Origin of the sequence: Rhodoferax koreense, assembly GCF_001955695.1 — a bacterium.
Lineage (GTDB): Bacteria > Pseudomonadota > Gammaproteobacteria > Burkholderiales > Burkholderiaceae_C > Rhodoferax_B > Rhodoferax_B koreensis.
This window is the reverse complement of sequence record NZ_CP019236.1, coordinates 3,691,068-3,717,410: the sequence shown is the minus strand read 5'-3', so window position 1 is coordinate 3,717,410 and position 26,343 is coordinate 3,691,068. Positions and strand designations below refer to the sequence as shown.

24 protein-coding genes are annotated in these 26,343 nt (G+C 66.7%); 19 read left to right on the top strand and 5 right to left on the bottom strand.

Going from position 1 to position 26,343, the window contains the following annotated elements; genetic code table 11:
* The first annotated feature begins 8 nt into the window (after positions 1-8).
* The 4 genes from nuoN to RD110_RS17225 all read left to right on the top strand — a co-directional run bounded on the left by nuoN (position 9) and on the right by RD110_RS17225 (position 2,967).
* Positions 9-1,496: an NADH-quinone oxidoreductase subunit NuoN gene (nuoN, locus tag RD110_RS17240; RefSeq protein WP_076200610.1), complete on the top strand. Its 1,488-nt coding sequence runs from the start codon at positions 9-11 to the stop codon at positions 1,494-1,496.
* Between the two features lie 25 nt (positions 1,497-1,521).
* Positions 1,522-1,827, top strand: a complete 306-nt coding sequence (locus RD110_RS17235) for a DUF2818 family protein (RefSeq protein WP_076200609.1) — start codon at positions 1,522-1,524, stop codon at positions 1,825-1,827.
* A gap of 71 nt (positions 1,828-1,898) precedes the next feature.
* The gene (locus tag RD110_RS17230; protein WP_076200608.1) at positions 1,899-2,501 is read left to right on the top strand and encodes an NUDIX domain-containing protein; all 603 of its coding nucleotides are present in this window, start codon (positions 1,899-1,901) and stop codon (positions 2,499-2,501) included.
* A 7-nt stretch (positions 2,502-2,508) separates the two neighbouring features.
* Positions 2,509-2,967, top strand: a complete 459-nt coding sequence (locus RD110_RS17225; protein WP_076200607.1) for a DUF1178 family protein — start codon at positions 2,509-2,511, stop codon at positions 2,965-2,967.
* Positions 2,968-2,982: 15 nt separating this feature from the next.
* On the opposite strand, the gene RD110_RS17220 is transcribed toward RD110_RS17225, so the two are convergent.
* The 3 genes from RD110_RS17220 to RD110_RS17210 all read right to left on the bottom strand — a co-directional run bounded on the left by RD110_RS17220 (position 2,983) and on the right by RD110_RS17210 (position 8,661).
* A complete protein-coding gene (locus tag RD110_RS17220; protein ID WP_083686324.1) occupies positions 2,983-4,302 on the bottom strand; it encodes a Glu/Leu/Phe/Val family dehydrogenase in 1,320 nt (439 codons plus the stop codon).
* Between the two features lie 133 nt (positions 4,303-4,435).
* Positions 4,436-6,649, bottom strand: coding sequence for a YccS family putative transporter (gene yccS, locus RD110_RS17215; RefSeq protein ID WP_076200606.1), 2,214 nt, complete (start codon positions 6,647-6,649; stop codon positions 4,436-4,438).
* A 167-nt stretch (positions 6,650-6,816) separates the two neighbouring features.
* A complete protein-coding gene (locus tag RD110_RS17210; RefSeq protein ID WP_083686323.1) occupies positions 6,817-8,661 on the bottom strand; it encodes an ABC transporter transmembrane domain-containing protein in 1,845 nt (614 codons plus the stop codon).
* A gap of 118 nt (positions 8,662-8,779) precedes the next feature.
* Here RD110_RS17210 and RD110_RS17205 point away from each other — a divergent pair, with 118 nt between their 5' ends.
* The 15 genes from RD110_RS17205 (at position 8,780) to RD110_RS17135 (ending at position 25,061) form a co-directional block, all read left to right on the top strand.
* A complete protein-coding gene (locus RD110_RS17205; protein ID WP_076200605.1) occupies positions 8,780-9,289 on the top strand; it encodes a MarR family winged helix-turn-helix transcriptional regulator in 510 nt (169 codons plus the stop codon).
* Positions 9,290-9,333: 44 nt separating this feature from the next.
* Positions 9,334-10,833, top strand: a complete 1,500-nt coding sequence (locus tag RD110_RS17200; protein ID WP_076200604.1) for an efflux transporter outer membrane subunit — start codon at positions 9,334-9,336, stop codon at positions 10,831-10,833.
* Between the two features lie 44 nt (positions 10,834-10,877).
* Positions 10,878-12,260: an HlyD/EmrA/EmrK family protein gene (locus tag RD110_RS17195; RefSeq protein ID WP_076200603.1), complete on the top strand. Its 1,383-nt coding sequence runs from the start codon at positions 10,878-10,880 to the stop codon at positions 12,258-12,260.
* Positions 12,261-12,281: 21 nt separating this feature from the next.
* A complete protein-coding gene (locus tag RD110_RS17190) occupies positions 12,282-13,901 on the top strand; it encodes a DHA2 family efflux MFS transporter permease subunit (RefSeq protein ID WP_083686322.1) in 1,620 nt (539 codons plus the stop codon).
* 277 nt (positions 13,902-14,178) lie between these two features.
* Positions 14,179-14,934: an IclR family transcriptional regulator gene (locus RD110_RS17185; RefSeq protein ID WP_076200602.1), complete on the top strand. Its 756-nt coding sequence runs from the start codon at positions 14,179-14,181 to the stop codon at positions 14,932-14,934.
* Between the two features lie 40 nt (positions 14,935-14,974).
* A complete protein-coding gene (locus RD110_RS17180; protein WP_076200601.1) occupies positions 14,975-16,612 on the top strand; it encodes an OPT/YSL family transporter in 1,638 nt (545 codons plus the stop codon).
* Between the two features lie 59 nt (positions 16,613-16,671).
* Entirely contained in the window at positions 16,672-17,607 is a 936-nt protein-coding gene (locus RD110_RS17175) for a DUF1177 domain-containing protein (protein ID WP_076200600.1), read from the top strand.
* A 14-nt stretch (positions 17,608-17,621) separates the two neighbouring features.
* The gene (locus RD110_RS17170) at positions 17,622-18,308 is read left to right on the top strand and encodes an AroM family protein (protein ID WP_076200599.1); all 687 of its coding nucleotides are present in this window, start codon (positions 17,622-17,624) and stop codon (positions 18,306-18,308) included.
* Positions 18,309-18,354: 46 nt separating this feature from the next.
* Positions 18,355-19,053 carry a dipeptidase PepE gene (pepE, locus tag RD110_RS17165; RefSeq protein ID WP_076200598.1) on the top strand — a complete coding sequence of 233 codons (699 nt, stop codon included), beginning with the start codon at positions 18,355-18,357 and terminating at the stop codon, positions 19,051-19,053.
* A gap of 201 nt (positions 19,054-19,254) precedes the next feature.
* On the top strand, positions 19,255-20,025 hold the full coding sequence (locus RD110_RS17160) for an ABC transporter ATP-binding protein (RefSeq protein WP_076200597.1): 771 nt from the start codon (positions 19,255-19,257) through the stop codon (positions 20,023-20,025).
* Positions 20,026-20,748, top strand: a complete 723-nt coding sequence (locus RD110_RS17155) for an ABC transporter ATP-binding protein (protein ID WP_076200596.1) — start codon at positions 20,026-20,028, stop codon at positions 20,746-20,748.
* 54 nt (positions 20,749-20,802) lie between these two features.
* Positions 20,803-21,999 (top strand): ABC transporter substrate-binding protein, encoded by a 1,197-nt coding sequence (locus tag RD110_RS17150; protein ID WP_076200595.1) that lies wholly within the window; start codon positions 20,803-20,805, stop codon positions 21,997-21,999.
* A gap of 73 nt (positions 22,000-22,072) precedes the next feature.
* Positions 22,073-22,948 carry a branched-chain amino acid ABC transporter permease gene (locus RD110_RS17145; RefSeq protein WP_076200594.1) on the top strand — a complete coding sequence of 292 codons (876 nt, stop codon included), beginning with the start codon at positions 22,073-22,075 and terminating at the stop codon, positions 22,946-22,948.
* 93 nt (positions 22,949-23,041) lie between these two features.
* Positions 23,042-24,022: a branched-chain amino acid ABC transporter permease gene (locus RD110_RS17140; RefSeq protein ID WP_076200593.1), complete on the top strand. Its 981-nt coding sequence runs from the start codon at positions 23,042-23,044 to the stop codon at positions 24,020-24,022.
* Between the two features lie 91 nt (positions 24,023-24,113).
* A complete protein-coding gene (locus RD110_RS17135; RefSeq protein WP_076200592.1) occupies positions 24,114-25,061 on the top strand; it encodes a tripartite tricarboxylate transporter substrate binding protein in 948 nt (315 codons plus the stop codon).
* Positions 25,062-25,064: 3 nt separating this feature from the next.
* Here RD110_RS17135 and RD110_RS17130 read toward each other — a convergent pair whose 3' ends face one another.
* Together RD110_RS17130 and RD110_RS17125 are read right to left on the bottom strand one after the other, a co-directional pair.
* Positions 25,065-25,772 carry a helix-turn-helix domain-containing protein gene (locus RD110_RS17130; protein WP_076200591.1) on the bottom strand — a complete coding sequence of 236 codons (708 nt, stop codon included), beginning with the start codon at positions 25,770-25,772 and terminating at the stop codon, positions 25,065-25,067.
* Positions 25,769-26,305, bottom strand: coding sequence for an acyl-CoA thioesterase (locus RD110_RS17125; RefSeq protein ID WP_076200590.1), 537 nt, complete (start codon positions 26,303-26,305; stop codon positions 25,769-25,771). The genes RD110_RS17130 and RD110_RS17125 overlap by 4 nt, the downstream gene beginning before the upstream one ends.
* Between the last annotated feature and the right edge of the window lie 38 nt (positions 26,306-26,343).

Genomic DNA, 26,343 nt, shown 5'->3' with positions numbered 1-26,343 from the left:
GACAGAAGATGATTGACAAAATCAGTTGGATCACGGTTTACCCCGAAATCGTGCTGCTGGTCATGGGCTGCGTGATCGCGCTGGTCGACCTGGGCGTGAAGAGCCAGCGCCGCACCGCCACCTATGTGCTGACCTTGCTGACGCTGGCCGTCGTGGCCGCGCTGCAGGCGTCCTATGCCGTCGGCCAGACCACGCTGTACGGCTTCGGCAACATGATCGTGAGCGACCCGATGGGCAACTGGCTCAAGTGTTTCGCCACCATCGCCGTCATGGTCACGCTGGTTTACGGCCGTCCGTATTCGGCCGATCGCGGCATGTTGCGCGGCGGTGAGATCTTCACGCTGAGCATCTTCTCGCTGCTGGGCATGTTCGCCATGATCTCCGGCAACAACTTCCTGATCATCTACATGGGCCTGGAGCTGCTCACGCTGTCCAGCTACGCGCTGGTGGCGCTGCGCCGCGACAACGCGACCGCCAGCGAGGCCGCCATGAAGTACTTCGTGCTCGGCGCGATGGCTTCTGGCTTTTTGCTGTATGGCATCTCGATGATGTACGGCGCCACCGGCTCGCTCGACATCACCGAAGTCGCCAAGGCTATCGCTTCCGGCCATGTGAACCACCAGGTGCTGGTGTTCGGCCTGGTGTTCGTGGTGGCCGGCCTGGCCTTCAAGCTGGGCGTGGTGCCGTTCCACATGTGGATTCCCGACGTCTACCAGGGCGCCCCGACCTCGATCACGCTGATGATCGCCGGTGCCCCCGAACTGGCCGCGTTCGCACTGGCCATCCGGCTGCTGGTCGAAGGCATGTTGCCGCTGGCCTTCGACTGGCAGCAGATGCTGGTGGTGCTGTCCATCGGTTCGCTGCTGATCGGCAACCTGGCGGCGGTGGCGCAGTCCAATCTCAAGCGCATGCTGGCTTACTCCACCATCTCGCAGATGGGCTTCGTGCTGCTCGGTTTGCTGTCGGGCGTGGTCAATGGCGACATCGCCGGCACCCAGAATGCCTACAGCTCCGCCATGTTCTACATCGTCACCTACGTGCTCACCACGCTGGCGGCGTTCGGCGTGATCCTGCTGCTGGCGCGCGAAGGCTTCGAGAGCGAAGAAATCTCCGACCTGGCCGGCCTCAACGAACGCAGCCCGTTGTATGCGGCGGTCATGGCGATCTGCCTGTTCTCCATGGCCGGCATTCCGCCGATGGTCGGCTTCTACGCCAAGCTGTCGGTGCTGCAGGCCCTCGTGTCATCGGGACAGGGCTTCTCCATCGGCCTGGCCGTGTTCGCTGTGATGATGTCGCTGGTCGGCGCCTTCTACTACCTGCGGGTGGTCAAGGTCATGTACTTCGATTCGCCGATCACCGCTAGCACGGTTTCTGCACCTTTCGACGTGCGCGCCGTGTTGTCGGTCAATGGTGCGCTGGTGCTGATCCTGGGCATCGTGCCCGGCGGGCTGATGACACTGTGCGCCCAGGCCATCGTGCTGACCCTGGGTACCTGATGGCGCGTCGGTACCTTTTCGGGCGGTGACTTCCTCGTTTTCGGTCTGGCTGGTGTTGGCCGTGGCCTTGCTGGCCGCCAACCTGCCATGGCTCAGCGCCAACAGGCTGTTCGTCTTTTTCCCGATGGCGCGGCCCAAACCCCTTGCGCTGCGCCTGGTCGAACTCGTGGTGTATTACTTCGTCGTCGGCGGGCTGAGCCTGCTGATCGAGCAGCATGCGGGTCAGATCGCCCCGCAGGGATGGGAGTTCTACGCCATCACCGGCACGCTTTTCGTGACCCTGGCCTTCCCCGGGTTCGTCTACCGTTATCTGTTGAAGCATCCGCGCTGAGGCCGTCCGCGGCCATCCTGGCATGCGGCGTGCATCGGCGACTTTTCCTCCGTTGACCAGCGGCTTGCCCCATGACCACGAACGACGACCAGCACCTGATCGAACACAAGACCGGCAGCGAAGAGCTGCTCAGGGGCCGCTTCCTGCATGCGTTTCGGGACACGGTGCGCCTGCCCGATGGCAGCAGTGCCACGCGCGAGTTCATCAAGCACCCCGGCGCCGTGATGGTGGTGCCGATGCTCGACGACGGGCGCGTGGTGCTCGAGCGCCAGTACCGTTATCCGCTGCAGCAGGTGATGATCGAGTTCCCCGCGGGCAAGCTCGATGCGGGCGAAGACACCTGGGACTGCGCACGCCGCGAGCTGTTCGAGGAGACCGGCTACACCGCACGTGAGTGGTCGCGCGCCGGCGTGCTGCATCCGGTGCTCGCGTATTCCGACGAATTCATCGAAATCTGGTTCGCCCGCGGACTCTCCCTGGGTGAGCGCCAGCTCGACGCCGGCGAGTTCCTGGACGTGATCAGCGCCACGCCGGACGAACTGCTCGCCTGGTGTCGCGACGGTCGGGTGACCGACAGCAAGACGCTTTCGGGCATGTTGTGGCTGCAGAACTTCCTGTCGGGCGCATGGGCATTGGAATGGCGGACTGCGCCGGTGGACGACGCTGGCCGATAATCCGGCCATGAAAGTTCTCGATCTTCAATGCGGCCGCCAGCACACCTTCGAGGGGTGGTTCGGTTCGGAAGAGGATTTCCAGAGCCAGCTCGCGCGCAGTCTGGTCGAATGCCCGGTCTGTGGCGACACCGGTATCCTCAAGCGCCTGAGCGCGCCCAGACTCAACCTGGGTGCGACGCAGGCGCCGGACAAGCCAGCCGGTGAAAGCCGCAGCGTCGCGGCCGTGCCTGCGCCGAATGCCGCGCAGCAGGCCGCGTTTCTGCAGGCCGTGCGCCACGTCCTGGCCAATACGGAAGACGTGGGCGCGCAGTTCGCCGAAGAGGCGCGCAAGATCCATTACGGCGAAGCCGACGAGCGCAACATCCGCGGCCAGGCCACGGCCGAGGAAACCGCGGAGTTGCTGGAGGAGGGCATCGCCGTGATGCCGCTGCCGATCCCGAAGGCGCTCAAGGGGCCGCTGCAGTAGCGGCGGCGGCGAGGCTCAGGGGTACAAGCCGCGCAATTCGCGGGTGTGCAGGATGCGCTTGCAGGCCACGATGAAGGTCGCCGTGCGCAGGCTCACCTTGTTCTCCTGCGCCACGTGCCAGACGGCCGCGAAGGCTTCCTTCATGATGCGCACCAGGCGGCGGTTGATCTCGTCCTCGTCCCAGAAGAAGCTCGAGAAATCCTGCACCCATTCGAAGTAGCTCACCGTCACGCCGCCGGCGTTGGCGATCACGTCTGGCAGCACCAGGATGTTGCGTTCGTGCAGGATGTCGTCGGCCTGTGGCGTGGTCGGTCCGTTCGCGCCTTCGATGACCAGGCGCGCGGTGATGCGGCCGGCATTGGCGGCGGTGATCTGCTGCTCCAGCGCCGCCGGGATGAGGATGTCGCAAGGCACGTCCCAGAACGCGTCGTTGGCGATGACCTCGGCGCCGGCAAAACCGCCCACGCTGCCGGTCTCGGCCACGTGTTTGAGCAGCGCCGGCACGTCCAGGCCGGCTTCCTTGAAGATGGTGCCGCCATGGTCCTGCACCGCCACCACCTTGGCGCCGGCTTCGGCGAACAGCTTGCCGGCGACGCCGCCCACATTGCCGAAGCCTTGCACCGCGACGCGCGCGCCGGCGATCTGCAGGCCGATGTGCTGCGCCGCTTCCACCCCCACGGTGAACACGCCGCGGCCCGTGGCCTCGCGCCGGCCGAGCGAGCCGCCGAGGTCGACGGGCTTGCCGGTGACCACGCCGGTGGCCGTGGAGCCCTGGTTCATGGAATAGGTGTCCATCATCCACGCCATGATCTGCTCGTTGGTGTTCACGTCGGGTGCCGGGATGTCCTTGTTCGGGCCGATGATGATGCCGATCTCGCTGGTGTAGCGGCGCGTCATGCGCTCCAGTTCACCGCGCGACAGTGTCTTCGGATCGACCCGGATGCCGCCCTTGGCGCCGCCGTAGGGCACGTTCACCGCGGCGTTCTTGATCGACATCCAGGCCGACAGCGCCATCACCTCGGACAGTGTGACGTCCTGGTGGAAACGCACGCCGCCCTTGCCCGGGCCGCGGCTGGTGTTGTGCTGCACGCGGTAGCCTTCGAAGTGGGCCACGCTGCCGTCGTCCAGATGGATCGGCACGTCCACGACCAGGATGCGCTTGGGGCGTTTCAGCGTCTCGACCCAGCGTGCCAGGTTGCCGAGATAGGGTTCGACGCGGTCCACCTGCTGCAGGAAGATGCCCCAGGGGCCGAGGTGATCGGCCTGCAGGTAGGACGGCAGCGAGTGGGCGGTCGGCGCCTTGGTCGGCGCGGTGATGGCGGGTGCTTGTGGCATGTTGATCCTTGAAAAGGCGTTGAGGCCGCAAGCTTAGGACGACCGGTACGCAAAGTCCAAGGCCGGCTTTGAAGCGCCTTATGCGCAAAATGCATGGACCGCAGCACGGCCCTCGCGCCGTGCACGAGTCGGCTCAGGCCGGAGCTGCCGCCGCCTCGGATTGCTCCTGCTTGAGCAGCCGGCCGGCCTGCGCACGCAGCGGTGTGAGCAGCTCGCCGATCAGGGCCAGTTGGCTCTGGACCAGGCGCAGCGCGGGCGACGCCCCGGCCGGCGCATCCTTCAGCGCGGCGATGAGCAGGGGCTCCGCCGCATGCGCGGGCGGCACCGCCTCGCGCCGGGCCAGGCTGCCGGCCAGCGCCTCGAGCACCTCGGCCACATGGGCCGCGGCCTGCTGCGTGGGCGCATCGTCGCCTTCGCCGGACAGCGCCTCGCGGTGTGCGCCAAGCGCCGACAGGTAGTTCAGCAGCGTGTGCGACAGCAGCAGGAAACGCAGGCCGCCATCGCCCTGGGCCTGCACGAAGCCCGGTTCCTGGAACATGCTGGTGAGCGCCGTCGAAAGCGCCGCGTCGGCGTTGTGCGCGTTGCGGCGCGCCGTGCGGTAGGCCAGGTCGTCCTTCTTGCCGCCTTCGCCGCTGCGGTACTGCGCCATCACCACGCGCAGGTATTTGGCGCAGGCGGCCATGGTGCGGCCGGCCACCTCGTGCATGCGCCGACCCTGCCAGTCGGGCAGGATCAGGAACACCGCGAGCCCGGCGATCAGGCTGCCGAGCACGGTGTCGACGATGCGCGGCACGATCAGGTCATAGCCGTCGCCGATCTGGTTGAAACACAGCAGCACCACCAGCGTCATCGCGCCCGTGGCCAGCGCATAGCGCCGTGTGCGGTTGCTGAAGAACACCACGCCGGCCACCACGGCGAACATCGACTGCAGCAGGAGGCTGGGGAACAGCCTGAACAGCGCCCAGCCCGCGAGCAGGCCGAGGATGGTGCCCGTCACGCGCTGCACCATGCGCTTGCGCGTGGCGCCGAAGCTCTGCTGGCAGACGAACAGGGTGGTCAGCAGGATCCAGTAGCCCTGGCGCGCATGCACCCAGTGCAGCAGGCCGTAGCCGACGGCCAGCGCCACGCTCAGCCGCACGGCGTGGCGAAACAGCGGCATCGACGGCGCCAACTGCAGCCGTACGCGTTCCACGGCTTCGCGCAGGGATTGCGGCGAGCGGTCGAGCAGGGTCAGATCCTGCTTTTCGTCCAGCGCCTCGGCGCGGCTGGCGCTCTGCAACCGGGCTTCCAGCGTGCCGAGGTTGCGCGCCAGCGCCGACAGCGAGCCGAGCAGCCGCTGCCACTGCGAATTCTGCTGCGCCTCGAGGTAGGCGAGGGCGGCCTGCAGGTCCAGCAGCGCCTGGCCGCTGGCCGGGCCGAGGTCGATCGGCTGGCGCAGCAGGATGGACTGCGCCATGCCGATGCAGTCCGCGCCCTGCAGCCGGAGCAGGCGCTGGCAGCGGAACAACACGTCGCTGTGGAAGAAGGTATCGGTGAGCTCCCCATACGGCGAATGGGAGGAAGAGGCGCGCTCGTGCACGTCCTGGGCGATGAAGTACAGCCGCAGGTAGAACTGCATGCGCTGGCTCGGGCCCGTCTCCATGTTTTCCATGCGGCTCAGGATGCTCTCCTTCGCCGTGTTCAGCGCCTTGACCACGTCGCCGTTGCGCTGCGCCAGCGCCAGCCGCTTCACCTCCTGGTCCAGGCCGCGCACCGGCTCGAACAGGGTGGCCTTCAGCCGCAGGTAGCCGCCGAGCGCGCGGAACAGCACGGCCAGGTTCTGCTGTACCGGCTGGTGCCGGAACAGCGCGCTCCACAGCACCGACAGCAGCCCGTACCAGGCGGCGCCAGCGAGCAGCAGCACCGGCTCGAGCCACAGCACCTGGCCCGAGCCGCCGCGCTGGTCCATGCCGATGGTGGTGTAGATGGACAGGATCAGCGTGCCGTAGGCGATGGCCTGGTAACGCGGGCTGATCGCGCCGAGCATGGTCAGGCAGAAGGTCGCGGCCACCATGCTGACGAAAAACGCCCAGGGGTGGGGGAACAGCGTCTGCACTGCGAACGCCGCCAGCGCGAAACACAGCAGCGTGACCAGCAGCGCGCGCAACCGGCCGCGCCAGTTGTCGTCGGTCTCGGCCAGCGCACAGGCGATGGTGCCGAGGAACAGCGGCATCACGAGCGCCATCTCGTTCTGCACCCAGCACACGGCCATGCTGGTGCTCAGCGCGATGAAGATGCGCAGGCTGTAGGGAAAGGTGTCCAGCGCCCAGAGGCGGCGCAGGAACGAGGGCAGGGAGAGAGCGGACATCGGGCAGACGGAAAACGGCGACAGCGCAGTATGACCGCGTTGCAAGCGGCGTACCCGGTGACGCTACGTGGCCTTGTCAAATGCTCATTCACTACGAAATCGATAGCGCCTACCGCCCATGTGGACTGCGCGGTGGCCCGATTCGGCTCAAGGTCGATGTTTTTCGATCAGGCTGTGAACTGCAACGCCGCCAGCTTCGCATAAACCCCCCGCGCCGCCACCAGCGACTCATGCGTCCCTTGCTCCACGATGCGGCCGTGGTCCAGCACGACGATGCGGTCGGCCTGCTGCACGGTCGCCAGGCGGTGCGCGATGACCAAGGTCGTGCGGCCCTGCATGGCGGAGGTCAGCGCGGCCTGCACCATGCGTTCGCTCTCGGCGTCCAGGGCGCTGGTGGCCTCGTCGAGCAGCAAGAGCGGCGCGTTCTTCAGCATTGCGCGCGCGATGGCGATGCGCTGGCGCTGGCCGCCCGACAGCCGCACGCCGCGTTCGCCGAGGAAGGTCGCATAACCCTCGGGCAGCGCGCGGATGAAGCCGTCGGCGAACGCGGCCTCGGCGGCGGCGTGGACCTCGGCATCGCTGGCCTCGGGCTTGCCGTAGCGGATGTTCTCCAGCGCGCTGGTCGAGAAGATCACCGCGTCCTGCGGCACGATGCCGATGCGCTGGCGCAGGTCGGCCAGGGCCAGTTCGCGCGTTGCCACGCCGTCCAGGCGGATGCCGCCCTGGTTCGGATCGTAGAAGCGCAGCAGCAACTGGAACACCGTGCTCTTGCCCGCGCCGCTCGCGCCCACCAGGGCCACGGTCTCGCCGGGCGCCACCTGCAGGCTGAAGTCGACCAGCGCCGGCTGCAGCGGCCGCGACGGGTAGTGGAATGAGATGGCTTCGAAATCGATAGCGCTTCCCGCAGGTACCAGCTTCGCTTGCGTGGGATTTGGCGGGGACTTGATTGGCGACTCGGTGGCCAGCAGCTCCATCAGCCGCTCGCTCGCGCCCGCGGCGCGCAGCAGGTCGCCGTAGACCTCGCCGAGCACGGCGGTGGCACTGGCCAGGATGATCACGTAGACCACCGTCTGGCCGAGGTGGCCGGCACTGATCTCGCCGCGCATCACCGCCTGCGTGCCCTGGTAAAGGCCAAACAGCAGCGCGGCCGAGGTGGCGATGATGATGAAGGCCACCAGCACGGAACGCGCCTTGGTGCGGCGCACCGCGGTCTGGAAGGCGTTGGCCGTGGAGGCGTCGAAGCGCGCGGCCTCGCGGCCTTCGGCGGTGTAGCTCTGCACCACGGGAATTGCGTTCAGCACCTCGGCCGCGATGGCGCTGGCGTCGGCCACGCGGTCCTGGCTGGCGCGCGAGAGCTTCCTCACGCGTTTGCCGAACCACACGCTGGGCAGCACCACCAGCACCAGGATGCCGAGCACCTGGGTCATCACATACGGGTTGGTCCACACCAGCATGCCGAGCGCGCCGATGCCCATCACCACGTTGCGCAGGCCCATGCTCAGCGAAGAGCCGACCACGGTCTGGACCAGCGTCGTGTCGCCGGTGAGGCGAGACAGCACTTCGCCGGTCTGCGTGGTCTCGAAGAATTGCGGGCTTTGCCGCACCACATGGGCGTAGACGGCGTTGCGCAGATCGGTGGTCACGCGTTCGCCGAGCCAGCTCACCATGTAGAAGCGCCCGGCCGAGAACACGCCCAGCGCCGCGGCCACGCCGAACAGCTCGAAGAAGTGGTCGCGCAGCGCGAGCATCTGTGCGCCCGGATCGACCTTGCCCGCCGCGCCCGCCACGAGCCCATTGTCGATCAACGCGCGCAGCGCCTGCGGGAACACCAGCGTTGCCACCGCGGCCAGCACCAGGAACACGCCGGCCAGCGCGATGCGCCAGCGGTAGGGCGCGAGGAAGGGCAGCAGGCCCGAGAGCGAACGCGGTGAACCCTTGGCAGGTGCTGCCGCCGCGGCGGGCCCGGTGGAGGGTGAAGCGGACGCGGGGGAAACGGTGGAGGAGGTGGCCATGGCGCCAGTGTACCCAGCCCATGTGAACACAGTGATGCAGCAAACAAAGATAAGGCAGTAACAGATCGATCAAACAAAGACTTGACAATAAATGTCTAGTCAATTAATATTCGGGCCTATGAATACAAACACCGAGCCAGCGTCTTCCGCGCCAGCCAAGGCGCCAGCCACTTTCTACAACGCCGACAGCTACGTGGCCGGAGGCGACAGCGTGGCCCACCTCGTCGCGCGCGTGTTCAATGCCTTCCACCAGGACCTGGAGCGTCGGTTCGAGCCCAGCGGGCTGACCAACGCGCAGTGGAAACCCCTGTTCAAGCTGTCCACCGGCGAAGTCTCCACGGTGGCCGAGCTGGCCCGTGTTTGCACGCTGGACGCAGGCGGCATGACGCGCATGCTCGACCGCCTGGAGGCCAAGGGGCTGTGCCAGCGCGAACGTTCCAGCGAAGACCGGCGCGTGGTCAAGCTAGCGCTCACCGATGCGGGCCGCGAAGCCGCCAAGGTGGTGCCGCAGGTGTTGAGCGAGGTGCAGAACGCCTACCTGGCCGGCTTCTCGGTGGAGGAGTGGCACACCCTGAAAGACCTGCTGCGCCGCCTGCTCGACAACGCGAACCAACAACCATCCGCCTGAATCCACCGCTGCCCTGGCCGCAAGGCCTCCCGCCGGAGAAACCAATGCCTTTGAATCGATTCCCCTTCCTGCCCCGCCTGGCTCTGGCGGCCGTGGCGCTGGCCAGCCTGGCTGCCTGCGCCAGTTTTTCCGGCATCGAGCCCGTGGCCCAGCCGCGCGACGCGGCCTCCCTGGGCCTGAGCTTTGCCGATCCGGTCAAGTCCGGCGCGGAAGCCAACATCGCCGCCGACTGGTGGCTGGGCTTCGGCGATGGCCAGCTCAACCAGCTGATCGACCAGGCCCTGGCCACGAGCCCGAACCTGCGCCTTGCACAGGCACGCCTGGCGCGCGCGCAGGCCGGTGCCGACCTGGTCGACAGCGCCGACAAGCCGCGCCTCGATGCCGCGGTCGACATCACGCACCAGCGCTACACGGAAAACGGCCTGTATCCCGCGCCGCTGGCGGGCTCCATCCGCGACGCCGGCACGGTGCAGCTCAATGGCAGCTGGGAACTCGATTTCTTCGGCAAGAACCGCGCCGCGCTCGATGCCGCCCTGGGCAGCGTGCAGGCCGCGCAGGCCGATGCCCAGGCCGCACGCATCCTGCTGGCCAGCCAGGTCGCCCGCAGCTACTTCCAGCTGATGCGCATCCAGGAACAGCTCGGTGTGGCACAGCGTACGCTGGCCCAGCGCAGCGAAACGCTCGACCTGGTGCGCGACCGCGTGAATGCCGGTCTCGATACCCGGCTCGAGTTGCGCCAGAGCGAAGGTGGCCTGCCCGAGGCGCGCCAGCAGATCGAGGCACTGCAGGAGCAATCCGCGCTGGCCCGCCATGCCTTGTCGGCCCTGGTCGGCCAGCCGCATGTGGCCGATGCACTGGTGCCGCCGGCCTTGTCCACGGTGAAGATCGCCGCGCCCATCACTTCTTCCACGCAAATTCCCGCCGACCTGCTGGGCCGCCGCGCCGACATTGCCGCCGCCCGCTGGCGCGTGGAAGCCGCCACGCGCGACACGGCCTCGGCCAAGGCGCAGTTCTATCCCAACATCAACCTGATCGGCTTCGTCGGCCTGTCCAGCATCGGACTGGGCCAACTGGCCAATGCGGGTAGCCTGCAGTGGGGCGTGGGCCCGGCGTTGCGCCTGCCGATCTTCGATGCCGGCCGGCTGCGCGCCAACCTGCGTGGCAAGACGGCCGACCTGGACGCCGCGGTGGAAAGCTACAACGCGAGCGTGCTCGATGCCGTGCGCGACGTGGCCGACCAGCTCGCGTCCTCGCAGTCCATCGCGCGCCAGCAGGCCGAGCAGCAGCAGGCCGAGTCCGCGGCCGAAGGCGCCTATGAAATCGCCGTGCAGCGCTACCGCGCCGGCCTGGGCACCTACCTCAACGTGCTGACTGCCGAAACCAATGTGCTGCAACAGCGCCGCCAGCGCGTGGACCTCGCGGCCCGTGCGCTGGACACGCAGGTGGCGCTGATCCGCGCGCTCGGCGGCGGCTACGCGCCGACCGCCCCTGCGTCGCTGGCCGCCGCTCCCGCCGCCGCGCCGAAAAGCGTCGCCGTCAACTGAACCGATCTTTGCTTGAACCAGATACCGCACCGAGGACCCGCACCATGAACGCTCCCCAATCTCCTGCCGCTTCCGCCACCACCCCCGCCGCCACCGGCAACCCGAAACGCCGCAAGGCCCTGACCGCCATCGCCAGCGTGGTGGTGCTCGCCGGCCTCGGCTGGGCGGTGTACGAATACCTGGTCGCCAGCCACTACGAAGACACCGACAACGCCTACGTGCAGGGCAACGTGATCCAGATCACGCCGCAGGTCGGCGGCACCGTGATGGCCATCATGGCCGACGACACCGATTTCGTGAAGGCCGGCGCGCCGCTGGTCCAGCTCGATCCGGCCGATGCCAAGGTCGCGCTCGACCAGGCCGAGGCCGCGCTGGCCGGTGCCGTGCGCCAGGTGCGCACGCTCTACGCCAACAACGGCACGCTGGCCGCGCAGATCAACCTGCGCATGGCCGACGTGACCCGCGCGCAGACGCAGGTCGTTACCGCGCAGAGCGACGTGGCCCGCGCCAACGAGGACGTGAACCGTCGCCAGTCCCTGACCGGCAACGGCGCCGTGTCGAAGGAAGAACTGAACCACGCGCAGACGCAGCTCTCCAACGCCAAGAGCGCGCTCGCCGCGGCCCAGGCCAATGTATCGGCCAGCCAGGCGGCCGTCGCCGCCGCGCGTGAACAGTTGACCAGCAACCAGGCGCTGACCGACAACACCAGCGTGGAACAGCATCCGAGCGTGCTGGCCGCGGCCGGCAAGGTGCGCGAGGCCTACCTCGCCAAGCAGCGCGCGGTGATGCCGGCCCCGGTGGATGGCTATGTGGCCAAGCGCACGGTGCAGCTCGGCCAGCGCGTGGCCGCGGGCACACCGATGATGTCCATCGTGCCGCTGGACCAGGTCTGGGTCGATGCCAACTTCAAGGAAGTGCAGCTGCGCAACATCCGCATCGGCCAGCCGGTCGAACTCACGGCCGACGTCTACGGCGGCAAGATCGAATACAAGGGCACGGTGGCCGGCCTCGGCGTGGGCACCGGCGCGGCGTTCTCGCTGCTGCCGGCGCAGAACGCCACCGGCAACTGGATCAAGGTGGTGCAGCGCGTGCCGGTGCGCATCGCGCTCGACCCCGAGCAGCTGCGTGCGCATCCGCTGCGCGTGGGCCTGTCGATGCTGGCCACGGTGGACATTTCCAAGAAGGACGGCAAGACGCTGGCCGACGCGCCGCGCGCCGCGGCGCTGAACACCACCCAGGTCTACGCTCAGGCCGATGCCGGCGCCGATGCCGAAGTGCGCCGCGTGATCGCCGCGAACGTCGGCCGCGCCGTGGCCCGGAACAATACACCCGTCGCACCGACCGCTGCCGGCAAGCCGGCGCCCCTGGCGCTGCCGGACGGCGCCAACATGGCGCTGCACCCGAGCGCCGCGGTGGCGGTCCAGTAAGGTCGACCCGAGGCCATCGCCATGTCCACCGCTGTTACTGCCGACAACGGCGCTCCGGCGCCGACCGCGCCCGCTGCGCCACCCCCTTCCGCCCCGCCTGCCGCGCATCCACCGCTCGAAGGCAGCGCCCGCATCTGGGGCACGATCGCGCTGGCGGCGGCCACGTTCATGAACGTGCTCGACACCTCGATCGCCAACGTCTCGCTGCCGGCCATCGCTGGCGATCTGGGCGTGAGCCCGAACCAGGGCACCTGGGTCATCACCAGCTTCGCCGTGGCCAACGCCATCGCCGTGCCGCTCACGGGTTGGCTGTCGCAGCGCTTCGGCCAGGTGCGGCTGTTCACGGCCAGCGTGATCCTGTTCGTCATCGCGTCTTGGATGTGCGGCCTTGCGCCCAACATGACCATGCTGATCGCGTTCCGCATCCTGCAGGGCTTCGTGGCCGGGCCGATGATCCCGCTGTCGCAATCGCTGCTGCTCTCGAGCTATCCCAAGGCGCTGGCCGGCACGGCGATGGCCATGTGGGCCATGACGACACTCGTGGCGCCGGTGATGGGTCCGCTGCTCGGCGGCTGGATCACCGACAACATGACCTGGCCGTGGATCTTCTACATCAACATTCCGGTCGGCATCATGGCGGCTTCCGCATCCTGGATGCTGTACCGCAAACGCGAGACGCAGACCAAGCGGCTGCCGATCGACAGCGTGGGACTCGCGCTGCTGGTGATCTGGGTCGGTGCACTGCAGATCATGCTCGACAAGGGGAAGGAACTCGACTGGTTCCATTCGGCGGAAGTCATCACCCTCGGCGTGGTGGCGTTGGTCGGTTTTGCCTTCTTCGTCGCGTGGGAACTGACCGAGGAGCATCCGGTGGTCGACCTGCGGCTGTTCACACGGCGCAACTTCTGGGCCGGCACCATTGCCATCTCGGTCGGTTACGGCCTGTTCTTCGGCAACGTGGTGCTGCTGCCGCTGTGGCTGCAGCAGTTCATGGGCTACACCTCCACCCAGGCGGGTTTCGTGCTGGCGCCGGTCGGGCTGATGGCCATCGTGCTGTCGCCGTGGGTGGGCAAGAACGTGAGCAAGATCGACCCGCGCCGCTTCGCAACCTTCGCCTTCCTGGTGTTCGCGCTGGTGTTGTGGATGCGCTCGAACTTCAATACTTCGGCGAACGAGGCGACGATCATGGTGCCGACCATCATCCAGGGCGTGGCGATGGCTTTCTTCTTCATCCCGTTGCTGACGATCACCCTCTCGGGCCTCACGCCGGACCGCATTCCCGCGGCCTCGGGCCTGTCGAACTTCGTGCGCATCACGGCCGGCGCCTTCGGCACTTCGATCGCCACCACGGTCTGGGAGAACCGCGCGGCGCTGCACCATGCCCAGCTCACCGAGTCGGTGAACGTCGGCAGCCAGGCCGCCAACAACGCCATCGCCGGCCTCGCCGCGGCAGGGCTGACGCCCGAGCAGGGGCTGGCGCAGATCAATCGCCTGGTTGACCAGCAGGCCTTCATGCTGGCCGCGAACGACGTGTTCTATGCCTCGTCGCTGCTGTTCCTGCTGCTGATCCCGCTGGTGTGGATGGCCAAGCAGCCGCAGACGGGCGGGTCGGGTGGCGATGCCGCCGCGGGCGCGCACTAGCCACGAGACCCGTCTCGATCGAAAACCCGGAGTCGTCCAGAACGGCTCCGGGTTTTTGCATTTCCGCGCCAGCAGAAGGCAAAAAACGCGCACTTGTGGTGCTCGTCTGCGTTTTCGACGTCGTATCGCGCATTGACGAATCCAAGCCAAACTCGGTCGAGGCGCCGATGCTATCTGGACCAGCTGCTATCAAAAATGGTGACTTGCGCTGCTTGGCACAAGTCTTGCAAAATTAAACCATATTATGGCACCATGTTCCATTTTTTGGAACTACATCATGGCATCACTCGAAAGCGCCGGCGTCATCCTCCGGCTGATCAACCAACTCAAGCGGCAAGTCACCGTGACCGACCTCGTCGATCACCTGGCCATGCCCAAAAGTTCGGCTTCGCGCCTGCTGCGGCAGATGGCGGACGAGGGTTTCCTCGAGCGTGATGCGCAGACCCGCGCCTTCGGGCCAGCGCTGATGATCCTGGAACTGTCGCGCCTGGTGCGCTCGACCACGCAGCTGTTCCCCTTGCTGCAGAAGGCCTTGCAAGGCCTGTGTGTGCGCAGCGGCCATACCGGCTACATCTCGGTGCTCGACGGCACCGAGGTGCTGGTGCTGTTCGTGCAATCGGGCACCCATCCGCTGCAGCTCATGACCTATCCGGGCCACCGTTCGCCGGCCTGGGCCACCTCCACCGGCCGCGCGCTGCTGGCGCTGGAGAGCGACGACGCCGTGCGCGAACGCTTCAGCGGCGAATTGCCGTCGGTGTCCGCCAATGCACCGGCCGACGTGGAGGCACTGCTCGCGCGCCTGGCCGAGGTGCGGCTGCAGCGATACGCCCATGCACTCAACGAAGCCATTTCCGGCGTCGGCTCGGTGAGTTGCGCCGTGAGTGACCCGACCACGCGCGAGCGGCTCGCGTTCTGCCTTTCGTTCCCCAGCGCCGACGCCGATGCCGCCAGCATCCAGGCGCTGGCGCTGGATCTCATGACCGAGGCCTCGGGCATCGGTCGCCTCGTGGGTGACCCCGCCTGGGCTCACTAGTTACCCCTAGATTCATTCCAACCAACCGGTAGAGGTTTTCATGTCCACGTCGTCCACACCCCATGCCCCGTTCGGCGCCGCCAGCGCGGCAGCACGCCATGCTCCGCAGTTCCATCCGCAGGCGCTGTCCGGCGGCAATCTGGTGCTGCTGGCGCTGCTCAGCGTCTTCGGCGCGGTCATCGGCATCCAGTTGTTGGTGACGCTCGGCGTTACGCCCAACACCTCGATCATCGGCGCGCTGGTGGCGATGATCCTGGCGCGTGTGCCGCTGCAGATGATGGCCGGTTACCGTTCGGTGCACTTCCAGAACCTCGCGCAGAGCGCGATTTCTTCCGCCACCTTCGGCGCGGCCAACAGCCTGCTGCTGCCGATCGCGATTCCGTTCCTCATGGGCCGGCCCGAGCTGGTGATGCCGATGTTCATCGGCGTTTCCTGCGCGATGCTGCTTGACGGCTACCTGCTGTACCGCATGTTCAACACCAAGATCTTCCCGGCCTCGGGCGCCTGGCCACCGGGTGTGGCGGCGGCCGAAGCCATCAAGGCCGGCGACAAGGGTGGCAAGCAAGCGGCGCTGCTGGGCGCGGGCATGCTGGTCGGCGCCGTGGGGTCCTGGTTCAAGATCCCGATGTCGGCTTTCGGCACGGCCTTCATCGGCAACATCTGGGCGCTGAGCATGTTCGGCGTGGGCCTGTTGCTGCGCGGTTATGCGCAACCGCTGTTCGGCTACGACATCAACAAGGCCTACATCCCGCACGGCATGATGATCGGCGCGGGCCTGGTGGCGCTGGTGCAGGTCGGCATGGTGCTGATGAAGAAATCGACCCAGGCCGAGGCCGAGGCGACGGAAGAGAACATGCCGGGCCGCAGCGTCGGCACCACGCTGCGCATGGGCGGCCTGGGCTACATCCTGCTGGCGGCCGGCGTGTCGCTGCTCGGCGGGCTGTACGCCGAGATGTCGACCGGCATGCTGATTGCGTTCATCCTCTACGCCGCGTTCGCCGCTTTCGTGCACGAGATGATCGTCGGCATCGCCGCCATGCATTCGGGCTGGTTCCCGGCCTTCGCCGTGGCGCTGATCACCTTGCTGCTCGGCCTGCTGCTGGGCTTCCCAGTGACGGCGCTGGCGGTTTTGTGCGGCTTTTCGGTGGCCACCGGCCCGGCCTTCGCCGACATGGGTTACGACCTGAAGGCCGGCTTCATCCTGCGCGGCCACGGCGCCGACCCGGCCTTCGAGCTCGAAGGCCGCAAACAACAGCTGATCGCCGCCATGCTGGCCTTCGTGATCGCCATTCCCGTGGTCTACATCGCGCACGGCATCTACTTCGCCCAGGGGCTGGTGCCGCCGGTGGCCAAGGTCTATGTGGCCACCATCAACGCCGGTGCCGTCCCCGGCATCGCGCAGCAACTGTTCCTCTGGGCGATCCCCGGCGCCATCATCCAGTTCATCGGCGGGCCGAAGCGCCAGCTCGGCGTGCTGCTGGCCACTGGCCTTTTGATTGCCAACCCGATGGCCGGCTGGGCTGTTGCCGTGGGCATTGCGTTACGCCTGCTGCTCGAGAAATTCGGCGGCGACAAGGCACGCGGCTACATGGAAGTCTTCGCTGGCGGCGTGATCGCGGGCGACGCCCTGTTCAGCTTCTTCAATGCCACGCTTGCCGCCAAGTTCGGCAAGAAATGAATCCCATCGGCGGCGCTCGCGTGGTGCCGCCTTCTGACACTCGAAAAGGAAAAACACCCATGAGCCTCGCCCAGACATTGCAGGTCTTCGAAGCCCTCGACACGGCGCACGCCAGCGGCCAGACCGTGGTCCAACTGCTCGCGGCCTACGACCGCGTGAAGGTCACGGTGACCAAGATCAGCGGCCCCAAAGGCGCGACCGATTTCGTGCGCATCGTGATCCCCGGCAGCGCCGGCAAGCTGGCCGGCGGTACCGCGCCCACGTTGGGCATCATCGGCCGGCTGGGCGGCATCGGCGCACGGCCCACGCGCATCGGGCTGGTGTCGGACGCCGACGGCGCGGTGGCCGCGGTGGCTTCGGCGCTCAAACTGGCGCACATGCAGACGCAGGGCGACAGCCTGCCCGGCGACGTGATCGTGGCCACCCACATCTGCCCCGACGCACCCACGCGGCCGCACGAGCCGGTGGACTTCATGGATTCGCCGGTGGAAACCGAGGACATGAACGAGCAGGAAGTCAGCGCCGAGATGGACGCGGTGCTGTCGATCGACACCACCAAGGGCAACCGCATCATCAACCACAAGGGTTACGCGATCTCGCCCACGGTGAAGCAGGGCTACATCCTGCGCGTCTCGGACGACCTGCTGCGCATCATGGAAATGACCTCGGGCCGGCCGGCCGTGACCTTCCCGATCACCACCCAGGACATCACGCCCTACGGCAACGGCGTGTACCACCTGAACAGCATCCTGCAGCCGTCGATCGCCACTGCGGCGCCGACGGTCGGGGTGGCCATCACCACCGAGAGCGTGGTGCCAGGCTGCGGCACCGGCGCGAGCCACGAGACCGACATCGCGCTGGCCGCGAAGTTCGCGGTCGAGGTGGCCAAGGAGTTCACGCGCGGCACCTGCAGCTTCTTCGATGCCGACGAGTACGCGCTGCTGCAGAAGCTGTATGGTTCGCTGGCACACCTGCAACGCCGCCAGCCGGCCTGAGCGCGGAGCAAGCGATGACACGCATCACCACGCTCGGCACGCTGACCATCGGCCAGGCGCCGCGGCCCGACATCACACCGATCCTGGCGAAACACCTGTCGCCCTACACGCAATGCATCCATGCCGGCCTGCTCGACGGCCTGGCGCGCGGCGACATCGAACGCCTCTACGCGCCCGAGCCGGGTCAGGCCACGCTGATCACGCGGCTGCTGGACGGCACTTCGGTGATCGTCAGCAAACCCAAGGTGCTGGAACTCATGAACCGCAAGATCGCTGCGCTGCGCGCGCAGGGCTGCGGCTTCATCCTGCTGCTGTGCACCGGCGCGTTCGAAGGCCTGGTATGCGACGGCGCCTGGCTGATCGAGCCGGATCTGATCGTCTCGCCGAGCGTGGCGGCCATCGCCGGCAACCGGCAGGTCGGCATCGTGGTGCCGTTGCTGTCGCAGGTGGCCTCGGAAGCGCACAAGTGGCGCGCTTTGGCGCGTGCGCCGATCTGCGCCGTGGCCTCGCCTTATGCGGAGGAGACCGAATCCCTGGTGAAAGCCGCGCGCGAGCTGAAGGCGCAGGGCGCCGAACTGCTGGTGATGGACTGCATGGGTTTCGTCGAAGCGCACCGCGAAGTCGCGGCGCAGGCTTCGAGCCTGCCGGTGATCCTGTCGAATGCGCTGATCGCGCGGCTCACGGCGGAACTGCTGTCCTGAGCGACGGCGGTCTTATGCTCAGGTCATCGAAATCTAGAGAAAACCCATGAACCTTCTATTGCTCAGCAATTCCCGCAGCCCCGATGGCGGCTACCTGACCCATGCCGGCGCGGCGATCGGCGAGATCGCGGCCGGACGCAAGACGGCGGTCTTCGTTCCCTATGCCGGCGTCACCATCGGCTGGGACGATTACACGCAGCGCGTCGTCGACGTGTTTGCACCGCTGGGCATCGCGGTGACCTCCGTGCACCAGGCCAGCGACCCGCAGGCCGCGGTGCGACAGGCCGAAATCATCGTCGTCGGTGGCGGCAACACCTTCAACCTGCTGAAATGCTGCCGTGAAGCGGGCCTGCTGCCGCTGATCGCCGCGCGGGTGCGCGCCGGCGCGGCCTACATCGGCTGGAGCGCGGGCGCGAACCTGGCCGGCCCCACGATCCGCACCACCAACGACATGCCCATCGTCGATCCCGGCGGTTTCGATGCGCTGGGCCTGGTGTCGTTTCAGCTGAACCCGCATTTCACCAACGCACTGCCGGCGGGTCACCAGGGTGAAACGCGCGAGCAGCGGCTCGCCGAGTTCCTGGTGGCGAATCCGTCCGCGAAGGTGGTGGGTCTGCCCGAGGGCGACTGGCTGCGCGTGCGCGACGCGCAGGTGCACCTGCACGGACCCTGGCCGGCGAGCATCTTCGTCGGCGGCCAGGCGGTGCGCAGCGTCGATTCCCCGGCCCGGCTCGATCCGCTGTAGCCGCGGCGGCGCGCGCGGGCCGCGGCCGCCGCGCCTGTGTTTACCCTGTGTTTGTAGCTTCGGCGACATTGCTAGGCGTTTGTCCTAGTGTTTTGCGAAGAATCGCAAACGTACGATCCGTCCAGATTGCGGCCAGGCCGAAGACCCGTGCAGAAATGGGCAGGCCGAAGCGATACCAACCACAGGGACACACACGGCGCGATGGCGGACATCATTCTCGAAACACGCGAGCTCACCAAGGAGTTCAAGGGCTTCACCGCCGTGAGCAAGGTCAACCTGTCGGTGAAGCGCGGCTCGATCCACGCGCTGATCGGCCCGAACGGCGCCGGCAAGACCACCTGTTTCAACCTGCTCACCAAGTTCCTCGAGCCCACCACCGGCGAGATTCTTTTCAACGGCATCGACATCACGCGGGAACGCCCGGCGCAGATCGCACGGCGCGGCGTGATCCGTTCGTTCCAGATCTCGGCGGTGTTCCCGCACCTCACGCTGCTGGAGAACGTGCGCCTGGGCCTGCAGCGCCAGCTCGGTACCTCGTTCCACTTCTGGAAGAGCGAAAAATCGCTGCACAGCCTCGACGGCCGCGCGCGGGAGCTGCTGGCCGAAGTCGGCCTGGAAGACCTGGCCGACGAGACCACGGTGAACCTGCCCTATGGGCGCAAGCGTGCACTGGAGATCGCCACCACGCTGGCCATGGAGCCCGAGCTCATGCTGCTCGACGAACCCACGCAGGGCATGGGCCACGAAGACGTGGACCGCGTGGCCCAGTTGATCAAGAAGGTGTCGCAGGGCCGTACCATCCTGATGGTCGAACACAACATGGGCGTGGTGTCCACCATCGCCGACACCATCACCGTGCTGCAGCGGGGCGCCGTGCTGGCCGAAGGGCCGTATGCCGAGGTCTCGCGCAACCCGCAGGTGATGGAGGCCTACATGGGCACCACCGCCGGCCAGCTTCAGGGGGCGCACTAAATGGCTGCTGCCGCATTGGAGATTCAGGGCCTGCAGGCCTGGTACGGCGAATCGCATGTGTTGCATGGCGTGGACCTGGTCGTGCAGCCCGGCGAAGTCGTCACGCTGCTGGGCCGCAACGGTGCGGGCCGCACCACCACGATGCGCGCCGTGATGGGCCTGACCGGCCGGCGCACCGGTTCGCTGAAGATCAACGGCACCGAGACCATGGGCCTGCCGACACACCGCATCGCCCATCTGGGCGTGGGCTATTGCCCCGAGGAGCGCGGCATCTTCTCGAGCCTGTCTTGCGAGGAAAATCTGATGTTGCCGCCGCACCTCAAGGGCGCCAATGCAGGTGTGGGGGCCGGCATGTCGATCGACGAGATCTACACCATGTTCCCCAACCTGGCGGAGCGCCGCAACAGCCAGGGCACGCGCCTGTCCGGCGGCGAGCAGCAGATGCTGGCCGTGGCGCGCATCCTGCGCACGGGCGCGAAGCTGCTGCTGCTCGATGAAATCTCCGAAGGCCTGGCGCCGGTCATCGTGCAGGCACTGGCCCGCATGATCACCACGCTGCGCGAGAAGGGCTACACCGTGGTGATGGTGGAGCAGAACTTCCATTTCGCCGCGCCCCTGGCCGACCGTTTCTACGTGATGGAGCATGGCCGCATCGCCCTGCAGTTCGGCGCGAGCGAACTGCAGGCCAAGATGCCGGTGCTCAACGAGTTGCTTGGTGTCTGACTCGCAGCCTTTCCGATCCACCCGTTCAACAACCCAGAGACAAGAGAGACCATCATGAAATACAAACTCAGCGTTCTGACCGGCCTGCTGGCCGTCGTAGGCCTGGCTTCCGGCGTGGCCCATGCGCAGGAGAAGGTGAAGATCGGTTTCATCACCGACATGTCAAGCCTCTACTCTGACGTGGAAGGCAAGGGCGGCGCCACGGCGATCCAGATGGCCATCGACGACTTCGGCGGCAAGGTGCTGGGCCAGCCGATCGAGCTGATGTCCGCCGACCACCAGAACAAGCCGGACATCGCCGCCTCCAAGGCCCGCGAATGGATCGACACCGCGGGTGTGACCATGGTCTTCGGCGGCACCAACTCCGGCACGGCGCTGGCCATGGCCAAGGTGGCCGAAGAGAAGAAGCGCGTGTACTTCAACAACGGCGCCGGCACCTCCGCGCTGACCAACGAGCAGTGCACCCCCTACACCATCCACTACGCCTACGACACCGTGGCGCTGGCCAAGGGCACGGGCGGCGCGGTGGTCGACCAGGGCGGCAAGAACTGGTTCTTCATCACCGCCGACTACGCTTTCGGCCAGGCGCTGGAAGCCGACACCACCAAGATCGTCAAGGAGAAGGGTGGCACGGTGCTGGGTGCGGTGCGCCATCCGCTGAACGCGTCCGATTTCTCGTCCTTCCTGCTGCAGGCGCAGAATTCCAAGGCGCAGATCCTGGGCCTGGCCAACGCCGGTGGCGACACCATCAACTCGATCAAGGCGGCCAAGGAATTCGGCATCAACAAGACGATGAAGACCGCCGGCCTGCTGGTGTTCCTCTCCGACATCCACAGCCTGGGCCTGAAGAACACCGAAGGCCTGCTGCACACCACCAGCTTCTACTGGGACCTGAACGACAAGACCCGCGCCTGGTCGAAGAAATTCTTCGACAAGATGAAGCGCATGCCGACCGACGTGCAGGCCGCCGACTACTCGGCCACGATGAACTACCTCAAGGCCGTCGAAGCCGCCAAGACGACCGATGCCGACAAGGTCATGGCCCAGCTCAAGAGCGTGAAGATCGACGACTTCTACGGCAAGGGCCAGATTCGCGCCGATGGCAGCTTCGTCCACGACATGTACCTGGTGCAGGTCAAGTCGCCGGCCGAATCCAAGCAGCCCTGGGACTACCTGAAGGTCATGAAGGTGCTGCCGGGTGACCAGGTGTTTACGACCAAGGCCGAGACGAAATGCGCCTTGTGGAAGTAAGGACGATCCCGCCCTCACGCCAACCCTCTCCCGCGTACGGGAGAGGGGGCCAGACCGATAACGTTTCCCACCCATGACGATCTCCCTCCCAGGCCTTCTGAGCCAGCTCCTGCTGGGGCTGGTGAACGGCTCCTTCTATGCCATCCTGAGCCTGGGCCTGGCGGTCATCTTCGGGCTGCTGAACGTCATCAACTTCGCGCACGGCGCGCTGTTCATGATGGGTGCCATCCTCACCTGGATGGGCATGAATTATTTCGAGATCAACTACTGGGTGATGCTGGCCGCCGCGCCGGTCATCGTCGGTGTCTTCGGCGTGTTGATCGAGAAGCTGTTGCTGCGCTGGATCTACAAGCTCGACCATCTCTACGGCCTGCTGCTCACGCTGGGCCTGACCCTGCTGATCGAAGGTGCGTTCCGCTCCGTGTACGGCGTCTCGGGCCTGGGCTACGACGCGCCCGACCTGCTCGACGGCTCGACCAACCTGGGCTTCATGGTGCTGCCCAACTACCGTGCGTGGGTGGTGGCGGCATCGCTGGTCGTGTGTTTCGCGACCTGGTTCGTGATCGAGAAGACCAAGCTCGGCGCCTACCTGCGCGCCGGCACCGAGAATCCGCGGCTGGTGGAAGCCTTCGGCATCAACGTGCCGCTGATGGTCACGCTCACCTATGCCTTCGGCGCCGCGCTGGCCGCCTTTGCCGGTGTGCTGGCCGCGCCGGTGATCCAGGTGTCTCCGCTGATGGGGCAGAACCTCATCATCGTCGTCTTCGCCGTGGTGGTGATCGGCGGCATGGGCTCGATCATGGGCTCCATCCTCACCGGCCTCGGCCTGGGCATCATCGAAGGGTTCACCAAGGTGTTCTATCCCGAAGCCTCGTCGACCGTGGTGTTCGTCATCATGGTCATCGTGCTGCTGATCCGTCCCGCCGGCCTGTTCGGCAAAGAGAGGTAGGACGGACATGAAAAATCACCCCCACATTCGCTCACTGCGTGTAGCTCTTTGCCCCCCGAGGGGGCGCTTCATACCTTGGGGCGGCCCAGCAGTATGAAAAAAACCACCATTGGCTACCTCGTGCTGTTGTTGGCACTGCTCCTGGCGCCGGCGCTCGGGGCCTATCCGGTCTTCGTGATGAAGCTGCTGTGCTTCGCGCTGTTCGCCTCGGCCTTCAACCTGCTGCTGGGCTATACCGGCCTGCTGTCGTTCGGCCACGCGGCCTTCCTCGGCGGCTCGGCCTACGTGGCCGGCTACGCGATGAAGGTCTGGGGCCTGACACCCGAGATCGGCCTGGTGCTCGGCACGCTCGCGGGGGCCTTCCTCGGCTGGATTTTCGGTGTGCTGGCGATCCGTCGCCAGGGCATCTATTTCGCGATGATCACGCTGGCGCTGGCGCAGATGATGTTCTTCGTCGCGCTGCAGGCCAAGTTCACCGGCGGGGAAGACGGCCTGCAGGGTGTGCCGCGCGGCAAGCTGTTCGGCCTGATCGACCTGCAGAACGACCTGACGATGTACTACGTCACGCTGGCCGTGGTGGTGGCGGCGTTTCTGCTCATCGTGCGCACCATCCATTCGCCGTTCGGCCAGGTGCTCAAGGGCATCAAGGAGAACGAACCGCGCGCGATTTCGCTGGGTTACGACACGAGCCGCTTCAAGCTGCTGGCCTTCGTGCTGTCGGCGGCACTGGCCGGTCTGGCCGGATCGTTGAAGACGCTGGTGCTGGGCTTTGCCACCTTGAGCGATGTGCACTGGACGGCTTCGGGGCAGGTGATCCTGATGACCCTGGTCGGCGGTCTCGGCACCCTGTCAGGGCCGCTGCTGGGCTCGGCCGTGGTCGTGCTGCTGGAGAACAAGATCGGGGAACTGGGGCATGCGATTGCCGGTATCAGCGGGATCGAATGGTTCAACACGCTGGGTGAATCGGTGACGATGGTCACGGGGCTGATTTTCGTGATCTGTGTGTTGGCCTTCAGGCGCGGGATCATGGGGGAGATCATCGCCCTCGGCGAGCGACTTCGCGGCCGGAAGTAGCAGGTCTTGGTTGGCGAAGGACTCAACATGCACTGAAAACGCTGAAAAGCAGACTCTTCCCGCCCACCATCCACAACACCTAGAGACATCGATGAAGACCCCCGCCCTGTTCGCCTCCCTGCTGTGCGCCATGACCATCTCGGTCCAGGCCCCCGCCCAGACCTATCCCACCAAACCCATCGAACTGATCGTCCCGTACCCCGCCGGCGGCGGCACCGACGTGCTCGGCCGGGCCTTCGCGCAGGCTGCCACCAAACATCTGGCCCAGCCGCTGATCGTCATCAACAAGCCCGGCGCGGCTGGCGCGATCGGCTGGGCCGACGTGATCAACAACAAGCCAGACGGCTACAAGATCGTGCTGCTCGCCACCGATCTCATGACCCAGCCCAACATGGGCCTCACCAAGATCACCTACGAGGATTTCACGCCGATCGCGCGGCTGAACTACGACCCGGCCGGGCTTACCGTGCGCGCCGATGCGCCGTGGAACACGGTCGAGGAATTCCTTGCCGCGGCGAGGACCAAGGTGTTGAGCGTCGGCAATGCCGGCAACGGTTCGACCTGGCACCTGTCGGCCGCGGCCATCGAGGACAAGACCGGCGTCAAGTTCAACCACATCCCGTTCACCGGCGCGGCACCCGCGTCGCTGGCGCTGCTGGGCGGACACATCGACGCCATCACGGTGAGTGCCGCCGAGGTCTACACCTACACCTCCACGGGCAAGCTGAAGACCCTGGCGGTGATGTCGGACCAGCGCATCAAGGGCTTCGAGAACGTGCCCACGCTGAAGGAGCGCAACATCGACATCTCGATGGGCACCTGGCGCGGGCTGGCCGTGAACAAGGCCACGCCACCGGAGATCGTCGAAGTACTGCGCGCGGCCACCGTCAAGATCGCCAACGAGCCGAGCCTGCTGGAGGCGCTCGACCGTCAGAACATGGGCTACGCCTATGCGGACGGCGACGGTTTCCGCACGGTGATGGCCAAGGACCACGCGGCCTACAGGGCGCTGATCACCAAGCTCGGCCTGAAGCAGTAGGGCTCAGGCTTCGCGACCGCGCAGCCGCCGCGCGCCCAGGCCGCGTTCGCGTTTCAGGGCCACGCCAAGGGCGCTGGCCGAGCTGTAGCCGACCTGCAGCGCCACCGCCTCCAATGCCATGCCATGCGCCACCAGCAACATCGCTTCGGCCAGCCGCCGCGCACGCAGATAGGCCTGGGGGGTGCTGCCGGTGAGTTCCAGCAAACGCGCGTGGAAGCGCTGCGGGCTCAGGTGGAACAGCGCCGCCATCGCGGCATTGGTCCAGGGCGCGTGCAGAGCGGCGTCGAGCGCGGCATCGAGCCGGGCCAGGTCGATCGTGCGGCGCAGCAGCACCTGCGGTGCCGCCAGCAGGACCTGCAGGCCGGTGTCGGCCCGATCGCCCCGCGAGCCACCGATCGCCAGGTCGCGGCAGGCAGCGGTCACCGCGAAGCGTTGCAGGCGATCCGTCGCGCGGGAGGCGGGTGCATCCACCACCAGCATGCGTGCATCGGGCGGGGCGAGGAAGCCGTGGGCCATGCCGGCCGGGATGATCACGCCGCTGCTGGTGTCGGCAAAGGCGGCACGGCCCTCGATCTCGAGCTCCATGCGGCCGTTGAGCGCGAACATGAGCTGGGCATGCTCATGCGCATGGGCCGCGTATTCGCCGCTGTAGCGACGCACGGTGCAACGCGCGCCGGGCGGGGGTGTGGATGCAGTGCGGGCAGGGCTCATGCGCACATGCGGCGGATGTCTTCAGGGATGGGCACGGCGCGGATGCCGTTGCCGTTCGCACTGCCACCAGCCCCGCCGCCTTCACCGGGCGGGCGGCGCGCGGCGAAGATGCGCACTTCCTCGCATTCCATGATCAGCGTGGCGCCATCGTCATTGCCATTGCTATTGCCCTCGCTGCCCTGGCCGCGCAGCAGGTGGTACCGCATCACGAAGCTCTTGCCGCGCCATTCGCTCACCTGCACGTGGATGTCGAGCACGTCGCCGTAGCTCGCGCTGTTGACAAAGCGAGACCTGGTGTCGACCAGCGGCGTACCGAGCACACCGGTCGTGGCTTCGAGCTGGTGCCACGGCGGCACGCCGCAGGCGGTGAAGAAGTTGCGCGAGGCCGCATCGATCCAGCGGAAAAAATTGGGAAACCACACGATACCGGCCGGATCGCAGTCGCCGAATTCGACACGGACGGTGTGCACCACGGTGCGGCTCGCCGCGGCGGGCGTGGCAGGGCGGGTGGCGGGCGACGGGACGGCGGACATGAAATCGATCTCCGGGGATGGGCGGCGTCCTATTCTAG

Excerpts from the sequence above, each read along its gene's own strand:
- nuoN (WP_076200610.1), top strand. The coding sequence starts at position 9 with ATGATTGACAAAATCAGTTGGATCACGGTTTACCCCGAAATCGTGCTG.
- RD110_RS17230 (WP_076200608.1), top strand. The coding sequence starts at position 1,899 with ATGACCACGAACGACGACCAGCACCTGATCGAACACAAGACCGGCAGC.
- RD110_RS17225 (WP_076200607.1), top strand. The coding sequence starts at position 2,509 with ATGAAAGTTCTCGATCTTCAATGCGGCCGCCAGCACACCTTCGAGGGG.
- RD110_RS17220 (WP_083686324.1), bottom strand. The coding sequence starts at position 4,302 with ATGCCACAAGCACCCGCCATCACCGCGCCGACCAAGGCGCCGACCGCC.
- yccS (WP_076200606.1), bottom strand. The coding sequence starts at position 6,649 with ATGTCCGCTCTCTCCCTGCCCTCGTTCCTGCGCCGCCTCTGGGCGCTG.
- RD110_RS17210 (WP_083686323.1), bottom strand. The coding sequence starts at position 8,661 with ATGGCCACCTCCTCCACCGTTTCCCCCGCGTCCGCTTCACCCTCCACC.
- RD110_RS17205 (WP_076200605.1), top strand. The coding sequence starts at position 8,780 with ATGAATACAAACACCGAGCCAGCGTCTTCCGCGCCAGCCAAGGCGCCA.
- RD110_RS17200 (WP_076200604.1), top strand. The coding sequence starts at position 9,334 with ATGCCTTTGAATCGATTCCCCTTCCTGCCCCGCCTGGCTCTGGCGGCC.
- RD110_RS17195 (WP_076200603.1), top strand. The coding sequence starts at position 10,878 with ATGAACGCTCCCCAATCTCCTGCCGCTTCCGCCACCACCCCCGCCGCC.
- RD110_RS17190 (WP_083686322.1), top strand. The coding sequence starts at position 12,282 with ATGTCCACCGCTGTTACTGCCGACAACGGCGCTCCGGCGCCGACCGCG.
- RD110_RS17185 (WP_076200602.1), top strand. The coding sequence starts at position 14,179 with ATGGCATCACTCGAAAGCGCCGGCGTCATCCTCCGGCTGATCAACCAA.
- RD110_RS17180 (WP_076200601.1), top strand. The coding sequence starts at position 14,975 with ATGTCCACGTCGTCCACACCCCATGCCCCGTTCGGCGCCGCCAGCGCG.
- RD110_RS17175 (WP_076200600.1), top strand. The coding sequence starts at position 16,672 with ATGAGCCTCGCCCAGACATTGCAGGTCTTCGAAGCCCTCGACACGGCG.
- RD110_RS17170 (WP_076200599.1), top strand. The coding sequence starts at position 17,622 with ATGACACGCATCACCACGCTCGGCACGCTGACCATCGGCCAGGCGCCG.
- pepE (WP_076200598.1), top strand. The coding sequence starts at position 18,355 with ATGAACCTTCTATTGCTCAGCAATTCCCGCAGCCCCGATGGCGGCTAC.
- RD110_RS17160 (WP_076200597.1), top strand. The coding sequence starts at position 19,255 with ATGGCGGACATCATTCTCGAAACACGCGAGCTCACCAAGGAGTTCAAG.
- RD110_RS17155 (WP_076200596.1), top strand. The coding sequence starts at position 20,026 with ATGGCTGCTGCCGCATTGGAGATTCAGGGCCTGCAGGCCTGGTACGGC.
- RD110_RS17150 (WP_076200595.1), top strand. The coding sequence starts at position 20,803 with ATGAAATACAAACTCAGCGTTCTGACCGGCCTGCTGGCCGTCGTAGGC.
- RD110_RS17145 (WP_076200594.1), top strand. The coding sequence starts at position 22,073 with ATGACGATCTCCCTCCCAGGCCTTCTGAGCCAGCTCCTGCTGGGGCTG.
- RD110_RS17140 (WP_076200593.1), top strand. The coding sequence starts at position 23,042 with ATGAAAAAAACCACCATTGGCTACCTCGTGCTGTTGTTGGCACTGCTC.
- RD110_RS17135 (WP_076200592.1), top strand. The coding sequence starts at position 24,114 with ATGAAGACCCCCGCCCTGTTCGCCTCCCTGCTGTGCGCCATGACCATC.
- RD110_RS17130 (WP_076200591.1), bottom strand. The coding sequence starts at position 25,772 with ATGAGCCCTGCCCGCACTGCATCCACACCCCCGCCCGGCGCGCGTTGC.
- RD110_RS17125 (WP_076200590.1), bottom strand. The coding sequence starts at position 26,305 with ATGTCCGCCGTCCCGTCGCCCGCCACCCGCCCTGCCACGCCCGCCGCG.